The 20,402-nt window shown below is 73.6% G+C and carries 16 protein-coding genes and 1 pseudogene; 12 read left to right on the top strand and 5 right to left on the bottom strand.

All coding sequences use genetic code 11. From position 1 onward, the window contains the following. Positions 1–10 precede the first annotated feature (10 nt). The 6 genes from lpdA (at position 11) to OIM89_RS23255 (ending at position 9,131) form a co-directional block, all read left to right on the top strand. The gene (gene lpdA / locus OIM89_RS23280; RefSeq protein ID WP_264491598.1) at positions 11–1,399 is read left to right on the top strand and encodes a dihydrolipoyl dehydrogenase; all 1,389 of its coding nucleotides are present in this window, start codon (positions 11–13) and stop codon (positions 1,397–1,399) included. A 60-nt stretch (positions 1,400–1,459) separates the two neighbouring features. Beyond that, on the top strand, positions 1,460–3,232 hold the full coding sequence (gene sucB, locus OIM89_RS23275) for a 2-oxoglutarate dehydrogenase, E2 component, dihydrolipoamide succinyltransferase (RefSeq protein WP_030697092.1): 1,773 nt from the start codon (positions 1,460–1,462) through the stop codon (positions 3,230–3,232). Positions 3,233–3,436: 204 nt separating this feature from the next. Next, complete coding sequence (locus OIM89_RS23270; RefSeq protein ID WP_003947677.1) at positions 3,437–4,060, top strand: GntR family transcriptional regulator; 624 nt, start codon at positions 3,437–3,439, stop codon at positions 4,058–4,060. Positions 4,061–4,458: 398 nt separating this feature from the next. Beyond that, on the top strand, positions 4,459–7,164 hold the full coding sequence (gene aceE, locus OIM89_RS23265; protein ID WP_030697093.1) for a pyruvate dehydrogenase (acetyl-transferring), homodimeric type: 2,706 nt from the start codon (positions 4,459–4,461) through the stop codon (positions 7,162–7,164). Between the two features lie 159 nt (positions 7,165–7,323). Further along, the gene (locus tag OIM89_RS23260; protein ID WP_030697094.1) at positions 7,324–8,154 is read left to right on the top strand and encodes a VOC family protein; all 831 of its coding nucleotides are present in this window, start codon (positions 7,324–7,326) and stop codon (positions 8,152–8,154) included. Then, positions 8,154–9,131: a helix-turn-helix transcriptional regulator gene (locus tag OIM89_RS23255; protein WP_030697095.1), complete on the top strand. Its 978-nt coding sequence runs from the start codon at positions 8,154–8,156 to the stop codon at positions 9,129–9,131. The genes OIM89_RS23260 and OIM89_RS23255 overlap by 1 nt, the downstream gene beginning before the upstream one ends. A gap of 16 nt (positions 9,132–9,147) precedes the next feature. On the opposite strand, the pseudogene OIM89_RS23250 reads toward OIM89_RS23255, so the two are convergent. Beyond that, positions 9,148–10,050, bottom strand: a pseudogene (locus OIM89_RS23250) (SDR family oxidoreductase); the annotation flags it as partial. A gap of 392 nt (positions 10,051–10,442) precedes the next feature. On the opposite strand from OIM89_RS23250, the gene OIM89_RS23245 reads away from it, so the two are divergent. Then, complete coding sequence (locus tag OIM89_RS23245; RefSeq protein WP_010637399.1) at positions 10,443–10,961, top strand: DUF4240 domain-containing protein; 519 nt, start codon at positions 10,443–10,445, stop codon at positions 10,959–10,961. 31 nt (positions 10,962–10,992) lie between these two features. Here the strand turns inward: OIM89_RS23245 and OIM89_RS23240 are convergent, their stop codons facing one another. The 3 genes from OIM89_RS23240 to OIM89_RS23230 all read right to left on the bottom strand — a co-directional run bounded on the left by OIM89_RS23240 (position 10,993) and on the right by OIM89_RS23230 (position 14,779). Next, a complete protein-coding gene (locus OIM89_RS23240; RefSeq protein WP_030697097.1) occupies positions 10,993–12,213 on the bottom strand; it encodes a PP2C family protein-serine/threonine phosphatase in 1,221 nt (406 codons plus the stop codon). Positions 12,214–12,363: 150 nt separating this feature from the next. Next, a complete protein-coding gene (locus OIM89_RS23235; RefSeq protein WP_030697098.1) occupies positions 12,364–13,692 on the bottom strand; it encodes an NAD(P)/FAD-dependent oxidoreductase in 1,329 nt (442 codons plus the stop codon). A 196-nt stretch (positions 13,693–13,888) separates the two neighbouring features. Further along, positions 13,889–14,779, bottom strand: coding sequence for a TIGR01777 family oxidoreductase (locus OIM89_RS23230; RefSeq protein ID WP_175457184.1), 891 nt, complete (start codon positions 14,777–14,779; stop codon positions 13,889–13,891). 59 nt (positions 14,780–14,838) lie between these two features. Between OIM89_RS23230 and OIM89_RS23225 the strand changes: the two genes are divergently transcribed. Further along, positions 14,839–15,324: a GNAT family N-acetyltransferase gene (locus OIM89_RS23225; RefSeq protein WP_030697100.1), complete on the top strand. Its 486-nt coding sequence runs from the start codon at positions 14,839–14,841 to the stop codon at positions 15,322–15,324. 43 nt (positions 15,325–15,367) lie between these two features. Here OIM89_RS23225 and OIM89_RS23220 read toward each other — a convergent pair whose 3' ends face one another. Continuing rightward, positions 15,368–16,846, bottom strand: coding sequence for a hypothetical protein (locus tag OIM89_RS23220; RefSeq protein WP_030697101.1), 1,479 nt, complete (start codon positions 16,844–16,846; stop codon positions 15,368–15,370). Between the two features lie 204 nt (positions 16,847–17,050). Between OIM89_RS23220 and lipB the strand changes: the two genes are divergently transcribed. From lipB to OIM89_RS23200, 4 genes are all read left to right on the top strand, one after another. Next, a complete protein-coding gene (gene lipB / locus OIM89_RS23215; protein ID WP_047470747.1) occupies positions 17,051–17,881 on the top strand; it encodes a lipoyl(octanoyl) transferase LipB in 831 nt (276 codons plus the stop codon). Positions 17,882–18,053: 172 nt separating this feature from the next. Further along, entirely contained in the window at positions 18,054–19,034 is a 981-nt protein-coding gene (locus OIM89_RS23210) for a lipoyl synthase (protein WP_003947689.1), read from the top strand. A 325-nt stretch (positions 19,035–19,359) separates the two neighbouring features. Beyond that, positions 19,360–19,593 carry a hypothetical protein gene (locus tag OIM89_RS23205; RefSeq protein WP_023419772.1) on the top strand — a complete coding sequence of 78 codons (234 nt, stop codon included), beginning with the start codon at positions 19,360–19,362 and terminating at the stop codon, positions 19,591–19,593. A gap of 103 nt (positions 19,594–19,696) precedes the next feature. Next, positions 19,697–20,395: a DUF4191 domain-containing protein gene (locus tag OIM89_RS23200; RefSeq protein ID WP_023419771.1), complete on the top strand. Its 699-nt coding sequence runs from the start codon at positions 19,697–19,699 to the stop codon at positions 20,393–20,395. Positions 20,396–20,402: the final 7 nt, after the last annotated feature.

The following is a 20,402-nucleotide window of genomic DNA, read 5'->3' as shown; positions in this document are numbered from 1 at the left end:
AGGACGTGACGTGGCGAACGACGCCAGCACCGTTTTCGACCTAGTGATCCTCGGCGGCGGTAGCGGCGGTTACGCCGCGGCTCTGCGCGCCTCCCAGCTGGGTCTTGACGTCGCCCTGATCGAGAAGGGCAAGGTCGGCGGCACCTGCCTGCACAACGGCTGCATCCCCACGAAGGCCCTGCTGCACGCCGGCGAGGTCGCCGACCAGACCCGTGAGTCGGCGCAGTTCGGCGTGAAGGCCACCTTCGAGGGCATCGACATCGAGGCCGTCCACAAGTACAAAAACGATGTGATCTCGGGCCTGTACAAGGGCCTTCAGGGACTCATCGCCTCGCGGAAGGTCACCTACATCGAGGGCGAGGGCCGGCTCTCCTCGCCGACCTCGGTCGACGTGGACGGCCGCCGTGTCGAGGGCCGCCACGTGCTGCTCGCGACGGGCTCCGTCCCGAAGTCGGTGCCGGGCCTGGACATCGACGGCGACCGCATCATCTCCTCGGACCACGCGCTGAAGCTGAACCGCGTGCCGAAGTCGGCGATCATCCTGGGCGGCGGCGTCATCGGCGTCGAGTTCGCCTCGGCGTGGAAGTCGTTCGGCACCGAGATCACCGTGATCGAGGGCCTGAAGCACCTGGTCCCGGCCGAGGACGAGAACAGCTCGAAGCTGCTGGAGCGGGCGTTCCGCAAGCGGGGCATCAAGTTCAACCTCGGCACCTTCTTCGACAAGGCCGAGTACACCCAGGACGGCGTGCGGGTCACCCTCGCCGACGGCAAGACCTTCGAGGCGGAGGTCCTGCTGGTCGCCATCGGCCGCGGCCCGGTCTCGCAGGGTCTGGGCTACGAGGAGGCCGGCGTCGCCATGGACCGCGGCTACGTCCTGGTCGACGAGTACATGCGCACCAACGTCGAGACCGTCTCGGCCGTCGGTGACCTGGTCCCCACCCTCCAGCTCGCGCACGTCGGCTTCGCCGAGGGCATCCTGGTGGCGGAGCGGCTCGCGGGCGAGCGGCCCGTGCCGATCGACTACGACGGTGTGCCGCGCGTGACGTACTGCCACCCCGAGGTCGCCTCCGTGGGCATCTCCGAGGCCAAGGCCAAGGAGATCTACGGCGCGGACAAGGTCGTCGCCCTCAAGTACAACCTCGCGGGCAACGGCAAGAGCAAGATCCTGAAGACCGCGGGCGAGATCAAGCTCGTCCAGGTCAAGGACGGTGCCGTGGTCGGCGTCCACATGGTCGGCGACCGCATGGGCGAGCAGGTCGGCGAGGCCCAGCTCATCTACAACTGGGAGGCGCTCCCCGCCGAGGTCGCCCAGCTCATCCACGCCCACCCGACGCAGAACGAGGCGCTCGGCGAAGCGCACCTGGCCCTCGCGGGCAAGCCGCTGCACTCGCACGACTGACCGTGCCCGGGCGCGAGACGACCACAGACTTCCGCACATTCGTAAGGAGCACCTGAAACCATGGCGGTTTCCGTAACCCTTCCGGCGCTCGGCGAGAGCGTCACCGAGGGCACTGTCACCCGCTGGCTCAAGGCCGAGGGCGAGCGCGTCGAGGTCGACGAGCCGCTGCTGGAGGTCTCGACCGACAAGGTCGACACCGAGATCCCCTCGCCCTCCGCCGGCGTCCTCTCCTCCATCAAGGTCGCCGAGGACGAGACGGTCGAGGTCGGCGCCGAGCTGGCCGTCATCGACGACGGCTCCGGTGACACCGAGGCCGGCCAGGAGCCCGCTCCGGCCCAGCAGGAGGCGCCGGCTCCCGAGCCGCAGGAGCCGGCCGCTGCCGCTCCCTCCACCGAGTCCGAGGCCCCGGCCCCCGCCCCCACCGCCGACTCCGCCCAGGGCGGCGGCTCGGCCGAGGGCACCGACGTGACCCTGCCGGCGCTCGGCGAGTCCGTCACCGAGGGCACCGTCACCCGCTGGCTCAAGGAGGTCGGCGACTCCGTCGAGGTCGACGAGCCGCTGCTGGAGGTCTCGACCGACAAGGTCGACACCGAGATCCCCGCCCCCGTCGCCGGTGTCCTCCTGGAGATCACCGTCGGTGAGGACGAGACCGCCGAGGTCGGCGCCAAGCTCGCCGTCATCGGCGCTCCCGGCGCCTCCGCCCCGGCCGCCCCGAAGGCCGAGGAGAAGCCCGCCGAGGCCCCCGCCCCGGCCGCCGAGGAGAAGCCGGCTCCGGCGCAGCCCGCGGCCCCGGCCGCGCCCACCGAGGCGCCGGCCGAGACCGAGAAGCCCGCCCCCGCCCCGGCGAAGCCCGCCCCGGCTCCGGCCCAGCCCGCCGCCTCCGCTCCCGTCCCGGCCTCCGGTGGCGAGGGCGCGTACGTGACGCCGCTGGTGCGCAAGCTGGCCTCGGAGAACAACGTCGACCTGGGCTCGGTCAAGGGCACCGGCGTCGGCGGCCGTATCCGCAAGCAGGACGTGCTCGCCGCCGCGGAGGCCGCCAAGGCTCCCGCCCCGGCCGCCGCCCCCGCCGCTCCGGCCGCCGCCAAGGCGCCGAAGCTGGAGGCGTCCCCGCTGCGCGGCCAGACGGTCAAGATGACCCGCATGCGCAAGGTCATCGGCGACAACATGATGAAGGCCCTGCACTCGCAGGCGCAGCTCACCACGGTGGTCGAGGTCGACATCACCCGCCTGATGAAGCTGCGCGGCCAGGCCAAGGACGCCTTCGCCGCCCGTGAGGGCGTCAAGCTGTCCCCGATGCCGTTCTTCGTCAAGGCCGCCGCCCAGGCGCTGAAGGCCCACCCGGTCGTCAACGCCCGGATCAACGACGACGAAGGCACCATCACGTACTTCGACTCGGAGAACATCGGCATCGCCGTGGACGCCGAGAAGGGTCTGATGACGCCGGTCATCAAGGGTGCGGGCGACCTGAACATCGCCGGTATCGCGAAGAAGACCGCCGAGCTGGCCGGCAAGGCCCGCTCCGGCGGCCTGACCCCGGACGACATGTCCGGTGCCACCTTCACGATCAGCAACACCGGCTCGCGCGGTGCCCTGTTCGACACGGTCATCGTGCCGCCGAACCAGGCCGCCATCCTGGGCATCGGTGCCACCGTCAAGCGCCCCGTGGTCATCGACCACCCGGAGCTGGGCGAGACCATCGCGGTGCGCAACATGACGTACCTGTCGCTCTCCTACGACCACCGTCTGGTGGACGGCGCCGACGCCGCCCGCTACCTGACCTCGGTCAAGGCGATCCTGGAGGCCGGCGAGTTCGAGGTCGACCTGGGTCTGTGACCCCCGGGACCCCTGCGGTCCCATCAGGTGGACAACGGGTGTAAGGCTCGTCTCACCTGCGCGTACGCCCCCGTCCGGAGCCTTCCGGGCGGGGGCGCCGCCGTATTGTCATAGGGTCAACGCCCCTTGGGGCCGTGTCCGCGAGGGGACTCGTGCGCGACACCGTCCCCCGGGGACGGCACACCTTGCCGAAGGAGTCCCCCCATGACCGCACCCGTCGTCCACAGCTTGCGCGAGCAGATCCGCGAGCACATCGTCGACGGGATCGTCAGTGGCCGCTGGAAGCCCGGCGAGCGCATCGTGGAACGCCGTATCGCGGTCGAGCTGGAGGTCAGCCAGACGCCGGTACGCGAGGCGCTGCGCGAGCTGGAGACGCTGCGGCTCATCGAGTCGGCGCCGAACAAAGGCGTCCGGGTCCGCGACCTGACCGCCGCCGACCTGGAGGAGATCTACCCGGTGCGGGCGGGCCTGGAGCAGATCGCGGCGGAGCTGGCGGCGCCCCGGCTGGCGGCGGACGTCTCGGTGCTGGAGCCCTCGGTGGCGGCGCTGTACGAGGCGGACCGGCTGGCCGACGGGGAGAGCCAGGTGCGGCACACCGTCGCCTTCCACCGGGAACTGGTGCGGGCGGCGGGCAACAGCGTGCTGCTGCACACCTGGGAGGGGCTGGGCATCGAGGTCTTCACCGCCCTCTCCATCCGCTGGCTCGGCACCCACCAGCAGGCGTACGCCGAGGAGCACCAGGCACTGGTGGACGCGTTCCGCGCGCAGGACCCGGACATCGGGCATCTGGTGAAGTCGCACGTCCTGGGCTGCGCGCCCCGGGCCTGATCCGCCCCCTTCGAAAAGCAGCTCCCCGACGAGAACGGCCCCCTCCCGCGGGGCCGTTCTCGCGTTCGGCACCCGCTCGCCGGGGGCTCCCCCGCCCGTTCGCGCTGGAGCGGCGCCCGGAGCCGGCCGCGCGCCCCCATTCCGGCCCCCACCTGCGAAAACAAGGCACGCGGTGCCTTGAACATGGGCACTCGATGCCAATTTCTTGGTTCTGAGAAGTTTTTCCCTTCAACCCTTTGATCGATCATCGATCAGCGGATTACAGTTCCCTCGGACTCCCACCCGGAATCCACTCGCCCTGTCCTGCCAAAGACCTTGGGCACCCCCACCCAACCCCTTACCGACAAGGGACCCTCCTGCCCCCGCGGGAGCGCCCTTCGACTCCGGAAGGCGGCGACATGACCGACCCCCGCACCCTCCAGCCGAGCGAGCTCGACCAGCTCCCGGACCGCGACCCGCAGGAGACCACCGAGTGGCTGGACTCCCTGAAGGCGGTCACCGACGCCGCCGGACCGCACCGCGCCGCGTACCTGATGCGGCGCACCCTGGAGGGCGCCGAGGGCGCGGGCGTCTCGCTGCCCAAGCTCCTGGAGACGGACTACGTCAACACCATCCCCACCTCGGCCGAGCCGGAGTTCGCTCCCGGCACGGACGAGACGATGGAGCGCCGCATCGCCGCCTGGAACCGGTGGAACGCGGCCGCGATGGTCACCCGCGGCTCGAAGTACGGCGTCGGCGGCCACATCGCCACCTTCGCCTCCGCCGCCTGGCTCTACGAGACCGGGTTCAACCACTTCTTCCGCGGCAAGGAGGGTGACGGCTCCGGCGACCAGCTCTACATCCAGGGCCACGCCTCCCCCGGCATCTACGCCCGCGCCTTCCTCGACGGCCGGATCGGAGAGGACCAGCTCGACCACTTCCGGCGCGAGTCCGGCGGCAACGGCCTCCCCTCGTACCCGCACCCGCGCCGTCTGCCGTGGCTCTGGGAGTTCCCGACCGTCTCGATGGGGCTCGGCCCGCTCTCCGCGATCTACCAGGCGCGATTCAACCGCTACCTGACCAGCCGCGGCATCAAGGACGTCTCCGACTCCCACGTGTGGGCCTTCCTCGGTGACGGCGAGATGGACGAGCCCGAGTCGACGGCGGCCCTGGGGCTCGCCTCCCGCGAGGGCCTGGACAACCTCACCTTCGTCATCAACTGCAACCTGCAGCGCCTCGACGGCCCGGTCCGCGCCAACTTCAAGATCGTCCAGGAGCTGGAGGCCCAGTTCCGCGGCGCCGGCTGGAACGTCGTGAAGTCGCTGTGGGGCTCCGCCTGGGACGAGCTGTTCCAGCTCGACGTCACCGGCGCGCTCGTCCGCCGCCTGCGCGAGGTGCCGGACGCCCAGTTCCAGACGTACCAGACGCGGGACGCGGCCTACATCCGCGAGCACTTCTTCGGCGCCGAGCCGGCCCTCGTCGAGCTGGCCAAGCTGATCAGCGACGACAAGATCAGCGAGTGTTTCCACCGCTCGCGCGGCGGCCACGAGCCCCGCAAGGTCTACGCGGCGTACCGCGCGGCCCTCGCCCACAAGGGCGCGCCGACGGTGATCCTCGCCCAGACCGTCAAGGGCTTCACCCTCGGCAAGGGCTTCGAGTCCAAGAACGCCAACCACCAGATGAAGAAGCTGACGGTGGACGAGTTCAAGGACATGCGGGACCTGCTGGAGCTGCCGATCCCGGACAGCGCCTTCGCCGACGGCCAGGTGCCCTACGGCCACCCGGGCGCCGACTCCCCCGAGGTCCGCTACCTCACCGAGCGCCGCGCCGCCCTCGGCGGCCCCGCCCCGGCCCGCCGCACGCAGCCGGTCGCGCCGCTGCCCGCCCCGGCCGACAAGGCGTTCGCCGCCTTCGACAAGGGCTCCGGCTCGCAGTCGGTCGCCACCACCATGGCCTTCGTCCGCCTCGTCAAGGACCTGGTCCGCGACAAGGAGACCGGCAAGCGCTGGGTGCCGATCGTCCCCGACGAGGCGCGCACCTTCGGCATGGAGTCGCTCTTCCCCTCCCTCGGCATCTACTCGCCGAAGGGCCAGACGTACGAGCCGGTCGACCGCGACCAGCTCATGTACTACAAGGAAGCCGTCAACGGCCAGATCCTCAACGAGGGCATCACCGAGGCCGGCTCGATGGCCGACTTCATCGCCGCCGCCTCCGCGTACTCCACGCACGGCGAGCCGATGATCCCCTTCTACATCTTCTACTCGATGTTCGGCTGGCAGCGGACCGCCGACCAGATGTGGCAGCTCGCCGACCAGCTCGGCCGCGGCTTCCTCGTCGGTGCCACCGCCGGACGCACCACCCTGACCGGTGAGGGGCTCCAGCACGCCGACGGCCACTCGCCGGTGATCGCCGCGACCAACCCGGCCGCGCTCAGCTACGACCCGGCCTTCGCCTACGAGGTCGCCGCGATCGTCAAGGAGGGGCTGCGCCGCATGTACGGCGAGGCCACCCCCGAGGAGGACCGCGACGTCTTCTACTACCTCACGGTCTACAACGAGCCGATGCCGCAGCCGGCCAAGCCCGCCGGTGTCGACGAGGGCATCCTGCGCGGCCTGTACCGCTTCAACACGGCCGAGTCGGCCGGCGTCGAGGTGGCCGCCGCAGGCGCCCCGCGCATCCAGCTGCTCGGCTCCGGCACCGCCATCCACTGGGCGCTCCAGGCCCAGAAGATGCTGGCCGAGGAGTGGGGCGTGGCCGCCGACGTGTGGTCCGCGACCTCCTTCACGGAGCTGCGCCGCGACGCCCTGGAGGCCGACGAGGCCCTGCTCCGCGGCGAGCAGCGGGAGCCGTACGTCCGCCAGGTGCTGGCCGACGCCGAGGGCCCGGTCCTCGCGGTCACCGACTACATGCGCCAGGTACCGGACCAGATCGCGCAGTGGGTCGAGCAGGACTGGTCCTCGCTGGGCGCGGACGGCTTCGGCCTCTCCGACACCCGTGAGGGTGCCCGCCGCCACTTCGGCGTCGACGCCGAGTCGGTCGTGGTCGCCGCGCTGGCCCAGCTGGCCCGCCGCGGCGAGGTCCCGGCCCGCTCGGTCAAGGAGGCCCGCGAGCGGTACGGTCTCTGACCTGCGTGAACACTGAGGGGCGGGGCTCCGGGATCTCCCGGGGTGCCGCCCTTCGGCGTGCTCGGCCGCTCGCGTAGATCCTTTTGCCGGTCGGCGCGGCGCGTGCGTGAATGAACCTCTGACCACGCCACGGCACCCGGACCGTACGGGGGTTCACCCATGAAGACCTGGAACGTCCCGTCGGCCCCGTGCTGGGCCGACCTCTCCGCGGCGGACCCCCGGGCCGCCGCCGGTTTCTACGCGCGGCTCTTCGGCTGGGAGCTGGGCGAGGTGCCCGGCCTCGACGGCTACCGGGCCTTCCTCAGCGAGGGCGCGCCCGTCGGCGGGCTCGGGCCGCGCCGCCCCGGGCGCCGCCCCTCCGTCTGGCGCCCGTACTTCGTGGCCGGCCCGGACGGCACCGGCGAGAGCCCGGCCGAACGGGTGGCCCTGGCCCGGGGGAAGGTGCTGGGCGAGCCGGTCGAGGTGCCCGGCGTCTGCCGCGCGACGCTCTGCGCGGACAGCTCCGGCGCGGTCTTCGGGCTGTGGGAGCCGGACGGGCACCAGGGGTTCGGCCGGGTCAACGCCCCCGGCTCCCCCGCCTGGCTCGACCTGGCCACCACCGACCCGGACGGTTCGCGCGGCTTCTACACCGAGGTCTTCGGCTGGCAGGCCCGCCGGGCGGCGCCGGGCGCGGGCTTCCCGTACACCGAGTGGAGCCTCGGCGGTCAGCCGTTCGGCGGCATGACGCCGATCACGGAGGCGTTCCCGGCGGGGACGGTGCCGCGCTGGCTGGTCTACGTCGCGGTCCGCGACTGCGACGCGGCCGCCGCACGGGGGGCCAGGCTCGGCGCCAACGTGCTGCTCCCCCCGACCACCATCGAGCCGGGCCGCTTCAGCGTGCTGGCCGATCCGCAGGGCGCGATGTTCGCGGTGATCGCGCTGGCCCGGGAGGAGTCCGGCGAGGGGCGCCCGGCGACGGGCGGGGAGCGGGCGGCGGCCATCATGGGCTGATGCGTGCCGCCCGTCTGATCCGTATGGTCCTGCTGCTCCAGTCCCGCCCCCGGATGACCGCCGCCGAGCTGGCCGGGGAGCTGGAGGTGAGCGAGCGGACGGTCGCGCGGGACGCGGAGGCGCTCTCCGAGGCGGGCATCCCGGTCTACGCGGAGCGGGGGCGGGCGGGGGGGTACGCGCTGGTCGGCGGGTACCGGACGGGACTGACCGGGCTGGCGCCCGAGGAGGCGCAGGCGCTGTTCCTGTCCGGGGTGCCGGGGGCGCTGCGGGAGATGGGGCTCGGCGAGGCGGCGTCGGCCGCGCGGCTGAAGGTGTCGGCGGCGCTGGCCCCGCCGGTGCGGGAGGCGTCGCGGGCGGTGGGCGGGCGGTTCCATCTCGACGCGCCGGCCTGGTACACCCGCCCCGAGGCGCCGGAGCTGCTGGCCCCGCTGGCCGAGGCGGTCTGGGACGACCGGCGGGTGGCGGCCACGTACCGGCGCGGGGACCGTGAGGTGAGCCGGGAGCTGGAGCCGTACGGCCTGGTCCTGAAGGCGGGTGTCTGGTACCTGTGCGCGCGGGCCGACGGGGCGGGGCAGGCGCGGGTCTACCGGGTGGACCGGTTCACCGGGGTGCGCGAGGCGGGGACGCGGTTCGCGCGGGACACCGGGTTCGACCTGGCGGAGTTCTGGCGGGCGCGGGCCGAGGAGTTCGCCCTCTCACTGCTGCGGGAGGAGATCCGCCTGCGGCTCAGCCCGGCCGGGGCCAGGAAGCTGCCCCGGGTGACCGATCCGCGCGCGGCCCGGGAGGCGCTGGAGGCCGCCGGGTGGCGGGAGGACACGGCCGGCTGGGTGGAGGACGTGGTGCTGCCGGTGGAGTCGCTGGAGGTGGCGTTCGACCAGCTGCTGGGGCTCGGCCCGGAGGCGGAGGTGGTGGCCCCGCCCGCGCTGCGGGAGCGCCTCGGGGAGGCGGCGCGGCGGATGGCGGGGCTGTACGGGTAGCGCGGCTGCCGCCGGCTCAGCGGTAGCTCTCCGGGTCGGCCTCCTTGCCGCCGAAGACGACCTCCTCGAAGTAGCGCCAGCCGTCGGGCGAGGAGCCGTCGGTGTCGGTGAAGCCGTACTCCTTGGCGAGGGTGCCGCTGGTGACCGACTGCCCGTTCCAGCGGGCGCGGTCGGGGTCGGCGGCGAGGGCGGTGACGCCCCGGGCGACGTAGGCGGGTGACTCGGCGACGGCGAAGTGGGGCTGTTCGGTGAGGGCGTCGCGCCAGTTCTCCTCGGTCACGCCGAAGCCGTCGAGCATCTGCTCGGAGCGGAGGAAGCCCGGGGTGACGCAGACGGCGGTGGAGCCGTGCGGTTCCAGGTCGCGGGCGAGGCCGAGGGCCATACGGATGGGGGCGTACTTGGCGAGGTCGAAGAAGACGTTCTCGCGGAAGCGCCGGTTGGTCTCGGCGCTTCCGTCGGTGACCTCGACGTGCAGGCCGCCGGGGTGGCGGATGAGGAGGGGCAGCAGCAGGGAGGCGGTGATGAGGTGGGAGCGGACCCCGAGGTCCAGCATCCGCAGCCCTTCGTCGAGCGGGGTGTCCCACAGGGCGCGGCCGAAGGGGATGAGGTGTTCGCCGCCCCAGGTGTTGTTGACCAGGATGTCGAGCCGCCCGTGGTCCTCCTCGATCCGCGCGGCGAGCCGGCGGACCTGCTCGGGGTCGAGGTGGTCGGTGGGGACGGCGATGCCCTCGCCGCCGGCCTCGGTGACCAGGGCGGCGGTCTCCTCGACGGTCTCGGTGGCGCGGCCGACCTCGGAGACCTTGTCGCGGGTGGTGCGCCCGGTGACGTAGACGGTGGCCCCGGCGGAGCCGAGTTCCACGGCGAAGGCGCGGCCGGCGCCCCGGGTGGCTCCGGCGACGAGGGCGACGCGGCCGGCTAGGGGGTGCCCGACAAATCCTGTGCGGTGTCCGCGGTGTTCGGTGCGTGCTCTCGGCGTGCCGGACGAAGGTCCTCGGTTGGGGCCTCCCCTGCTCGAACGAAGCTGAGAGCTTGGGGAAGGAGCTACTTGGGCCTTTGGCTGGTGCGGCGAGAGTGCGTGCCGGGCGCCGTGGGCACCGTGCGGGATTTGTCGGGCACCCGCTGGGGCGGTGGGCGAGGCGGCGGGGACGGATGCGGAGTGGGTCATGGGTCCGACCCTGGCACGCAAAGGCGACACCTTCCGTCGGGTTTTCGCCCGTACGGCGGTGCGTCGCGCCTCTGTTCACCACGGGCGGGGGAACCGCGCCGTCCGGACGTGCGGCGACGGGCGCCAGGAACGATGCTGGAGCCGTGATGGACGAGACGGAGTTCTGGGAGATCATCGACACGACGCGGGAGCGCGCCGGCGGCGATCCGCAGGCCCACGCGGAGCTGCTGGTGGAACGGCTGCTCGACGCGGACCCGGAGGCCGTCCTGGACTTCGCGCGGCACTTCGAGGCCCGCTACAACCGCGCCTACACCTGGGAGCTGTGGGGCGCGGCCTGGGTGCTGCTGGACGGCGCGAGCGACGACGCCTTCGACTACTTCCGGTGCTGGCTGATCGGCCAGGGCCGGGAGGTCTTCGAGGGCGCCCTGCACGAGCCGGACGACCTGGCGGACCTGCTGGGCCCCTTCGACGACGAGATCGACGGGGACGGCGAGGAGCTGGGGTACGCGGCCGACGAGGCGTACGAGCAGCTGACCGGCGCCGACACCCCGGACCTGGGGATCGCGCCGGCGCCGGTCGATCCCTCGGGCACGCCGATCGATCTGGAGGACGACGACGCGCTGGCGGTCCGCTTCCCCCGCCTCTGGGACCGCTTCACGGCGTGAGGGGGCGCTGCCCCAAGGCCCGCGGCGGGCGTCACCCCTCGCCGCGGGCCTCTTTGTTCGTGCCCTCCCGGGTGTCCAGCACCTCGCCGGTGACGGTGCCCGTGTCGGGCTCCTCGCCCTCGGGGTCGGGGGCGAAGACCAGCAGGGCCACGTCGTCGTCGATGGTGCGGGCGTAGGCGACGAGGTCGCGCCAGATGGCGGCGATCAGTTCGGCGGGGTCCTCGGCGGCGAGCTGGGCGGCCCGGTCGACCAGCGGGTAGAAGGCGTCGGCGTCGTTGCGTGCCTCGGTGACGCCGTCGGTGACGGCGAGGACGCGGTCGCCCGGCTGGAGGGGGACCCCGCGCTCGACGGGCCGGGCGACGCCGGCGATGCCGAGGCCGAGCGGGGGCGAGGGCTGCACCTCGATCTCGTGGGCGGTGGTGCCGCGCAGCAGGACCGGCGCGGGGTGGCCGCAGGAGACCACGCGGACCTCGGCGGAGTGCGGGCGGAACTCCAGCAGCAGGGCGGTGGCGAAGAGTTCGCCGGAGGTCGGGTCGGAGCGCTGTCCCGCGGGCGGCTCGCCCACGACGCTGTCGGGGTCGCCCTCGGGGACCCGGGCGACGGTGATGGCCCCGGCCGCCGCGTCCTCGGCGTCCACCACCAGCCGGCGGTCGAGCCGGGCCGCCACCCCGGCCAGGTCCTCCTCGTCGAGGACGGCCTCGCGGAAGGCGCCGAGGATCGAGGTGACGGTGCCGACGGCGGCGATGCCGTGGCCCTGCACGTCGCCGACGAGGGCGCGGACGCCGTAGGGGCCGCGCCGTACGTCGAAGAGGTCGCCGCCGACCAGCGTGCCGCGCTGCGCCGGGCGGTACAGGCCCGCGCAGCGCACCCCGTCGACGCGGGGTGGCAGCGGGGGCAGAACGGCGAGCTGGGCGGCCTCGGCGACGGTGCGGATGGTGGTGAGCTGGGCGGCGCGGCGTTGGCGCATCCAGGAGATGGCGATGCTGAGCACCGCCACGAAGGTGACGACGACGAGGTCGGCCTGGCCGGGCCGGTCCAGGTTGACCTCGGAGATGTTGAGCAGCACCAGCACGGCGGTGGAGAAGAGGGTGGTGCCCAGCGGCCCGTAGCCGAGGGTGGCGAGTGGCGGGATGGCGCCGAGCAGGAAGCCGAGGTCGACCGGCCGTTCCACCAGGATCTGGAGCAGCGGGATGAGGACCAGCAGCCCCACCGGCAGCCACCGCAGCCAGGCGGGCGCGGGGGCACCGCTCATCCAGCGGGGTTCGTCACCCCGTCGGCTCCACACGGCGCTCCTCGCCACTCCGGCACTCCCCGGCTCCGGCCCATCGGGCCAGACGGCCCGGCCTCCAGCGTTCTACGCGGAGGGCCGGGCCGCAAACGGCGGGCGTGCCGGGGTGGTGTCTCAGGCCACCGCGTGGGTGACGTCGGGAGCGGGCGGCAGGAGGCCGAAGTCGGTGAGGATCTCGCGGGCGGCCCGGTGGGCGGAGGTCAGGGCGCCGTGCACCGAACTGGTGTCGCGGTGGTCGCCGCAGACGTAGAGGCCGTCCAGGACGCGGACGGGCCGGCGGGCGTCGTGCGGCGGGGTCATCGCGGGGACCGCCTCGGGGTCGTGGTGGGCGGCGAGCAGTTCCCAGCCGGCGGTGGAGGTGCCGTACATGCGGGCGAGCTGGGCGCGGACCTCCGCGTCGAGGCCGTCCGGGGGCGCGTCCAGCACGGTCGAGGAGATCAGCGCGCGCCCGCGCGGGGCGCGCGAGGGGTCGACCTCGCTGAGCGCCGCCGACCAGGCGACGGGCCCGCTCCGGTCGGCGTCCAGGACGAGGGCGCTGCCGGTGGACGGCGGGGCGGGCGCGGCGTGGTGGAGCACGGTGACCGCGTGGAAGCGGGGCACCCGCAGCCCGGGGAGGAGTTCGGCGGCGGCGCGGGCGCCGGTGGCGAGCAGCAGGGCGCGGCAGCCGAAGGTGCCGTGCTCCTTGGTGGTGACGGAGTCGATGGAGGCGGCGGTGACGTGCACGCCGGTGCGGACGGTGCCGGCCGGCAGGGCGTCGGCGAGGTACTGGGGCAGCGCGGCGGCGCCGCCGGCGGGCACACCGAGGCTGCCGCGGGCGTAGCCGCGCAGGGTGAGGTCGGCGATCCGGCTGGAGGTGGTCAGCTCCGGGTCGCCGAGGAGGGCGGTGAGCAGGGGCCGTACGAAGCCGTCGACGGTACGGGCGGAGAGGCCGCGCAGGGCGAGGGCCTCGGCGGCGGTGCGCTCGGGCCGCGCGGCGAGGCGCTCCTCGGAGGTGGCGGCGAGGCGGGCGAGGGCGGAGCCGAGCCGGGCGCCGTCGACGGCGGTGGTGACCCGGGGCCGTTCGGAGCCGCCCTGCCGCGGCACCCGCCGGGGGGCGCTCGCCCGGGCGCGCGCGGCACTGAGTGCGCCCCTCGCACTCCCGGGTTCGCCGGTGCGGGTCCGCCGTCCCTGGCTGTGGACCAGCACGCCGGGGGCGAACTCGCACATCTCCAGGCCGTCGAGGAGCGGGGCCGCCGCCTCGGGCCAGGTGGTGAGGAGCGGCTGCCCGAACCGGTCCAGCCGGTAGCCGTCCAGGGTTTCGGTGGCCATCCTGCCGCCCACCCGTGTGGCGGCCTCCAGCACCGTGACGCCGACTCCGGCGCTGGTCAGCGCATGAGCCGCGGCGAGTCCCGCGACCCCCGCGCCCACGATCACGACGTCCGCTTCCTGTCCGGGCTCACTCACGTGCCCTCCCCGAGATTGGGCGATCCGTGGGGGGCTCATGCCCCCGGCGCGCGTGGGGGATTCCCGCGTGCGAGGTTCGAGCGTAGAAGCGGTCCGGGGACGCGGGCAGAGGCGCACAAGGCGAGCACGGTCGTACGCCGGTCGCACACCGCGCGCCATGAGCGCCCCCGGGTGGGGGCGAGGGCACGCCCTGCGGTCAGCGGAGGGCGGCCCTCAGCGTGTCGTCGATCCCCGGGTACCGGAAGTCGAACCCGGACTCCAGCAGCCGGGCCGGGACCACGCGCTGGCTGCCGAGCACGTCGCCGGCGAGTTCGCCGAGGACCACTTTCAGCACGGCGGCCGGGACGGGGAAGGGCGTGGGGCGGCGCAGCACCCGGCCCATGGCGGCCGTCACCTCGCGGTTGGTGAGCGGGCGGGGCGCGGTGAGGTTGACCGGGCCGGTCAGTTCCTCGGTGTCGATGAGGTGGCGCAGGGCCGCGACGTGGTCCTGGAGCGCGATGTAGCTCCAGTACTGGCGGCCGTCGCCGACCCGGCCGCCGAGCCCGGCCCGGAAGAGCGGGAAGAGCTTGGCCCAGGCGCCGCCCTTCGCCGAGACCACCAGCCCGGTGCGGGGGAAGACGGTGCGCACCCCGGCCTCCTCGGCCGCGGCGGCCGCCTCCTCCCACTCCACGCAGACGGTGGGCAGGAAGCCGTACCCGGGCGGGGCGCTCTCGTCGACGGCCCGGTCGCCGGTGTCGCCGTAGAAGCCGATGGCGCTGGCGTTGACGAAGACGTCGGGCGGGGTGTCCAGGGAGGCGATCGCCTCGGCGAGGGTGGCGGTGCCCCAGACGCGGCTGTCGCGGATCTCGCGCTTGTAGGAGTCGGTCCAGCGGTGGTCGGCGATGCCGGCGCCCGCGAGGTTGACCACGGCCGAGCAGCCGACGAGCCCCGCCGTCTCGACCCGGCCCTCCTTCGGGTCCCACTGGACCTCGTCGGCGTCCCGGGCGGGGCGGCGGACCAGCCGCACCACCTCGTGGCCGTCCGTCCGCAGGGAGTGGGTGAGCGCTGTTCCGATGAGGCCGGAGGAGCCGGCGACCGCGATCCGCATACGGCTCATCATGACCACCCCGACCGCCCGCCACACCGGTGACATGGCAGAGTGCCGCCATGCGGCCACTCATACGCCCCGCCAGGTCCGAGGACGGTGCGGCGCTCGCCCGGATCGACTTCGCCACCTGGTCCCCTCTGCACGCCGTCACCGAGCGGCCCAACGCGCCCGCGGACCCCTTCTTCGACGGCCACCGCGACCCGCGCGAGCACCTGGTCGCCGAGGAGGCCGGCGAACTCCTCGGCTACGCCGTCGTCCGCTGCCCCGTCCCCCTGCCTGCCTTCGCCCACGTCCGCCAGATCCAGGGGCTCGCGGTCCGCGAGGAGGCACGCGGCCGAGGCGTCGCCCGCGCCCTGCTCCGCGCCTGCGTCGCCGAGGCCCGCGCCCAGGGAGCCCGCCGCCTGACCCTGCGCGTCCTCGGCCACAACGCCCCCGCCCGCGCCCTCTACGCCTCCGAGGGCTTCCGCATCGAGGGCGTGCTGCCCGGCGAGGTCCTCGTCGCCGGAACGTACGTGGACGACGTGCTGATGGGGATGGCGCTCTGAGGCCGGCCGGGCGGGGGACGGTGCTCCCCCGCCCGGCCGCCGCTCAGTGCAGCGCCGCCACCCGGTCCCGGTAGCCGCGCACCGCCGCCGCGTCCCGGTAGGGCTCCAGGCGGCGTTCGAAGTCGCGGACGTACTCGACGGCGCGGGCCGAGCGCATCTCCGCCGCGTGCTGCGCCGCCTCCGCGCCGAGGGCGCACGCCTGGTCCAGCTCACCGAGGCCCAGGCGGGCCGAGGCGAGGACGACGCGGCAGAAGAGGCGGCTGCGGGCGTACCCGTGCGGGCGGAGCTGGAGCGAGCGCTCCGCGTGCTGGGCGCTGTGCCGGTACTGCTGGAGATCGCGGTAGCAGTGCGCGAACTCGTCGGCGAGCTGTGCCTCGTCGAAGAACTGCGCCCAGTGCGGCACGTCGTCCCCCGGCCGCGCCGCCTCCAGCGCCCGCTCGGCCCGCCCCAGCGAGGTCTGGCAGGCCCTGCCCTCCCCGAGCACCCCGTGGCCACGCGCCTCGACGGCGTGCAGCAGCGCCTGCACCACCGGCGGCGCCGTCGTCCCGACGCCCTGCTGGGCGACCCGGGCCAGCTGCACCGCCTCCCGCCCGTGGTGCAGGTAGACCGCCTGCCGGCTCATGGTGATCAGCACGTAACTGCCGTACGCCCGGTCACCCGCCGCCTGCGAGAGCCGCAGCGCCTGCACGAAGTACCGCTGGGCCAGCCCGTGCGCCCCGATGTCGTACGAGGTCCAGCCGGCCAGCCGGGTCAGGTCGGCGGCGGCGGCGAAGAGGCGGCGGCCCGTGGCCTCGCCGTACCGGCCACGGAGCATCGGCTCGGCCTCGTGCTCCAGGTAGCGGACGAGGGCCTGGCGGGCGTGGCCGCCGCCGTAGGCGTGGTCCAGGGAACGGAAGAGGTCGGCGACCGAGCGGAGCGCCGCCACGTCGCCGGCCGAGACGCGCTGGCCCGGGCCGCGTTCGGTCTGGTGCCGGGGGCGCGGAGCGACGGTGACCGCCCGGGGCCCGGCCTGCACGGGCCGGCCCTGCGCGGGGATGCGCACGGTGGCCGGGACCGGGGTGGGGTCGCCGCGGCCGACCCGGTCGTCGGCCCGGCCGATCAGCCAGTCGCGGCTGGGGACGACCAGCCCCGCCGGGGTGAAGGCGATCTTGCGCAGTTCGGTGTGGCTGCCGGAGTCCTTGCGCCACAGGCCGCTGACGATGTCGACGGCCTCCTCGGGGGTGGCCGCGAACTCCAGCCCGGCGTAGACCGGCGCGCACGCGTCGAGGCCGAGGTCCTGGGCGGTCAGCCGCCGCCCCAGCCGCCGGGTGAAGACCTCGGCGATCAGGGCCGGGGTGGTCCCTCTGGGCTGCTGTCCGCGCAGCCAGCGGGTCACCGAGGTCTTGTCGTATCTGAGGTCGAGCCCGTGTTCGAGACCGAGCTGGTCGACGCGGCGGGCCAGCCCCGCATGGGAGAACCCGGCCTCCGCGATGAGCGCGGCTAGCTGGCGGTTGGGGGTGCGCTGAGGGGGTCGGTCCGTCATCTGCTGTGCGGTCTCCTGCCTTCCGGGCCCGTGGAGCAGCCCTCATGGAACGGCGTGAATGTAACGGCCCGCGCGGCCCGGGCAGTGAGGTGCGCCACACATTCATCCGATCGTGTGAGTATCGGGCGGACGCCTGACTTCCGGCGGCGGGTCGTACAGTGGCCCGAAGGCGCGAGGGCGCCGTCGAACGAGGAGGTGCGGGCCGTGGGTGACGTGCAGTTCGTCCGGCTGGGATTCGGTGCGGACGCGGTGGAGTACCAGCAGGCGTGGGACGAGCAGCGCCGGGTGCACGCGGCCCGGTTCGCCGACGAGATCCCGGACACCTGCCTGCTCCTGGAGCACCCGCCCGTCTACACCGCCGGGCGGCGCACCGAGGAGAGCGAGCGTCCGCTCGACGGCACCCCCGTCATCGACGTGGACCGCGGCGGCAAGATCACCTGGCACGGCCCGGGCCAGCTCGTCGGCTACCCGATCCTCAAGCTCCCCCGCCCGGTCGACGTGGTCGCCCACGTCCGCCGCCTGGAGGAGGCCCTGATCCGCGCCTGCGCCGAACTGGGCCTGGCCACCACCCGCGTCGAGGGCCGCAGCGGCGTCTGGGTGCTGGGCGCCCCGAAGGAGGAGCGCGCCGCGCTCGGCGGGCTCTCCCTCGACCTCGACCCGCGCCTCGGCGGCGACGACGAGTTCGACCCGCGCCTGGCCGGTCCGGAGTACGCCCCCTCCAACGCGGGCCAGCGCCACGAGGACCGCAAGCTCGCCGCGATCGGCATCCGGGTCGCCAAGGGCGTCACCATGCACGGCTTCTCGCTCAACGTGAACCCGGACAACACCTGGTTCGACCGGATCGTCCCCTGCGGCATCCGGGACGCGGGCGTCGCCTCGCTCACCCAGGAGCTGGGCCGAGAGGTCGCCATCGCCGAGGTCCTCCCGGTCGTCGAGCGGCATCTCGCCGAGGTGCTGGGCGAGGCTCTGCCGCTCCCCCGCGAGCGCGAGGCGGAACCTGTCGCACCGCCCCCCGCCGAGCCCGCCACGGCCTGACCGAGGGCCTTCACGGGCCCTTGCCCGACTGGGCCGAACGGGCGAAGGAGCCACGGTCCCGGAGGCTGACCGGGGTAGCCACCCCGCACTTCGCGGGGCGTACCCTGATGTACGCCGAAGAATCGACGTCGCACCCCGTGACGCGAGCCACGCAAACCAACAGGGAGCCGGTGTGTCCGCAGTCGCACCCGACGGACGCAAGATGCTGCGCCTGGAGGTCCGCAACAGCCAGACCCCCATCGAGCGCAAGCCCGAGTGGATCAAGACCCGCGCCAAAATGGGTCCCGAGTACAACGAGCTCCAGAAGCTGGTCAAGAGCGAGGGCCTGCACACGGTCTGCCAGGAGGCCGGCTGCCCCAACATCTACGAGTGCTGGGAGGACCGCGAGGCCACCTTCCTCATCGGCGGCGACCAGTGCACCCGGCGCTGCGACTTCTGCCAGATCGACACCGGCAAGCCGCAGGCGCTCGACCGCGACGAGCCCCGCCGCGTCGGCGAGTCCGTCGTCACGATGGACCTGAACTACGCCACGATCACCGGCGTCGCCCGCGACGACCTGGAGGACGGCGGCGCCTGGCTGTACGCCGAGACGGTCCGCCAGATCCACGCGATGACCTCGGAGCGCGAGGGCGGCCACACCAAGGTCGAGCTGCTCATCCCCGACTTCAACGCCGACCCCGACCAGCTCGCCGAGGTCTTCTCCTCGCGTCCCGAGGTCCTGGCGCACAACGTCGAGACGGTGCCGCGCATCTTCAAGCGCATCCGCCCCGGCTTCCGCTTCGAGCGCTCGCTCGAGGTCATCACCCGCGCCCGCGAGGCCGGCCTGATCACCAAGTCCAACCTCATCCTGGGCATGGGCGAGGAGCGCGCCGAGGTCAGCGAGGCCCTCCAGCGGCTGTACGACGCCGGCTGCGAGCTGATCACCATCACGCAGTACCTGCGCCCCTCGGTGCGCCACCACCCCGTGGAGCGCTGGGTCAAGCCCCACGAGTTCGTGGAGCTGAAGGAGGAGGCCGAGGAGATGGGCTACTCCGGCGTCATGTCGGGCCCGCTGGTCCGCTCCTCGTACCGCGCCGGCCGTCTCTTCCAGCAGGCGATGGACCGCCGCTCCGGCGTCCCCGCCGAGTCCGCCCCGGCGGCCCGCGCGCTCTGACGCCTCCGGTGGCGGGACTGTGAATCCCCGCACACCCGGACCGGGCCCGCACCCCGGCCTCCTGGCGGCCCTCGTACGAATCCGCAGCTCGCGGCCGTACGGGGGCCGCTTCGCGCGTCCCGGGGTGCGGGCTCGGCGCCGCGAGGGTTTCATGGGTGTTTGACCCACAGGTCACGCCCTGGTAACACCAGTCGGTGACGCTGTACGTACGCCGTGCTCCAGGGCCGGGGCGGATCTCCCCCCGACCGGCGGGCACGGGCGACGCGTTCCCGGCACCGCGCCACTTCGCCGTTCTCCGTTCGCCGTTCTCCGAGGGGATCTCCAGATGCAGGCCGCGCCCGTCACCCCGCTCCGCACCTCCACGACCCGTCCCGCCGCCTGGCCCTCGGTCACCGGCGCGCTGCGCGCCGTCGAGTCGGTGCTGATGCGCTCGGGCCAGCGCACCGCCCGCCGCAACGCCTGGGCCTCGGTCCTGGAGGACCGCCGCCGCGCGCAGGACCGGGTGGAGACCCAGGCGGTCCTGGAGGCCGCGGCCACGCCCGGTTCGCAGACCTCCTGACCCGCGCCCCGGCGAGGCCCCGCCGAATCGTTACGGCAGCGGGCGGCGACTGATACCCCGCCCGCACGACGCCGACGCATCAGGGACACGTAAACTTCGATACATGGCGAGCAAGGACAACGCAGCGAGTTCTGCGAACCCGGGGCGGATCAAGCAGATCGCCCAGACGTACAAGATGGCAAAGCGCGTCGATCCGAAGATCGGCTGGGTCATCGCCGCCGTGGGGATCGTCACCTTCGGGGTCTTCCTTGCGATCGGCTTCCTCGTCGGCCACCCGGTCTACCTCGGCATCCTCGGCTTCGTGCTCGCCTTCCTCGCGATGGCGATCATCTTCGGCCGCCGCGCCGAGAAGGCCGCGTTCAGCCAGATGGAGGGCCAGCCCGGAGCGGCGGCGGCAGTCCTGGACAACATCGGGCGCGGCTGGACCACGACTCCCGCGGTGGCGGTCAACCGCAGCCAGGACGTCGTGCACCGCGCCGTCGGCAAGGCGGGCATCGTCCTCGTCGCCGAGGGCAACCCGAACCGCGTGAAGGGCCTGCTGGCGGCCGAGAAGAAGAAGATGGCGCGGATCGTCGTGGACGTCCCCGTGCACGACATCGTGGTGGGCACCGGCGAGGGCCAGACCCCGCTGAAGAAGGTCCGCACCACGATGCTCAAGTACCCGCGCGTCCTCACCGGCCCGCAGGTCACCGCGACCAACGACCGCCTCCGCGCCCTCGGCGACCTGATGAGCAACATGCCCGTGCCGAAGGGGCCGATGCCGAAGGGCGCTCGCATGCCGCGCGGCCCGAAGATGCGCTGAACATCTG

Origin of the sequence: Streptomyces sp. BI87, assembly GCF_025957665.1 — a bacterium.
In the GTDB taxonomy this organism is placed as follows: domain Bacteria; phylum Actinomycetota; class Actinomycetes; order Streptomycetales; family Streptomycetaceae; genus Streptomyces; species Streptomyces albidoflavus.
Note: the sequence above shows the minus strand (reverse complement) of the source record. Positions and strands in the feature narration are given on the sequence as shown.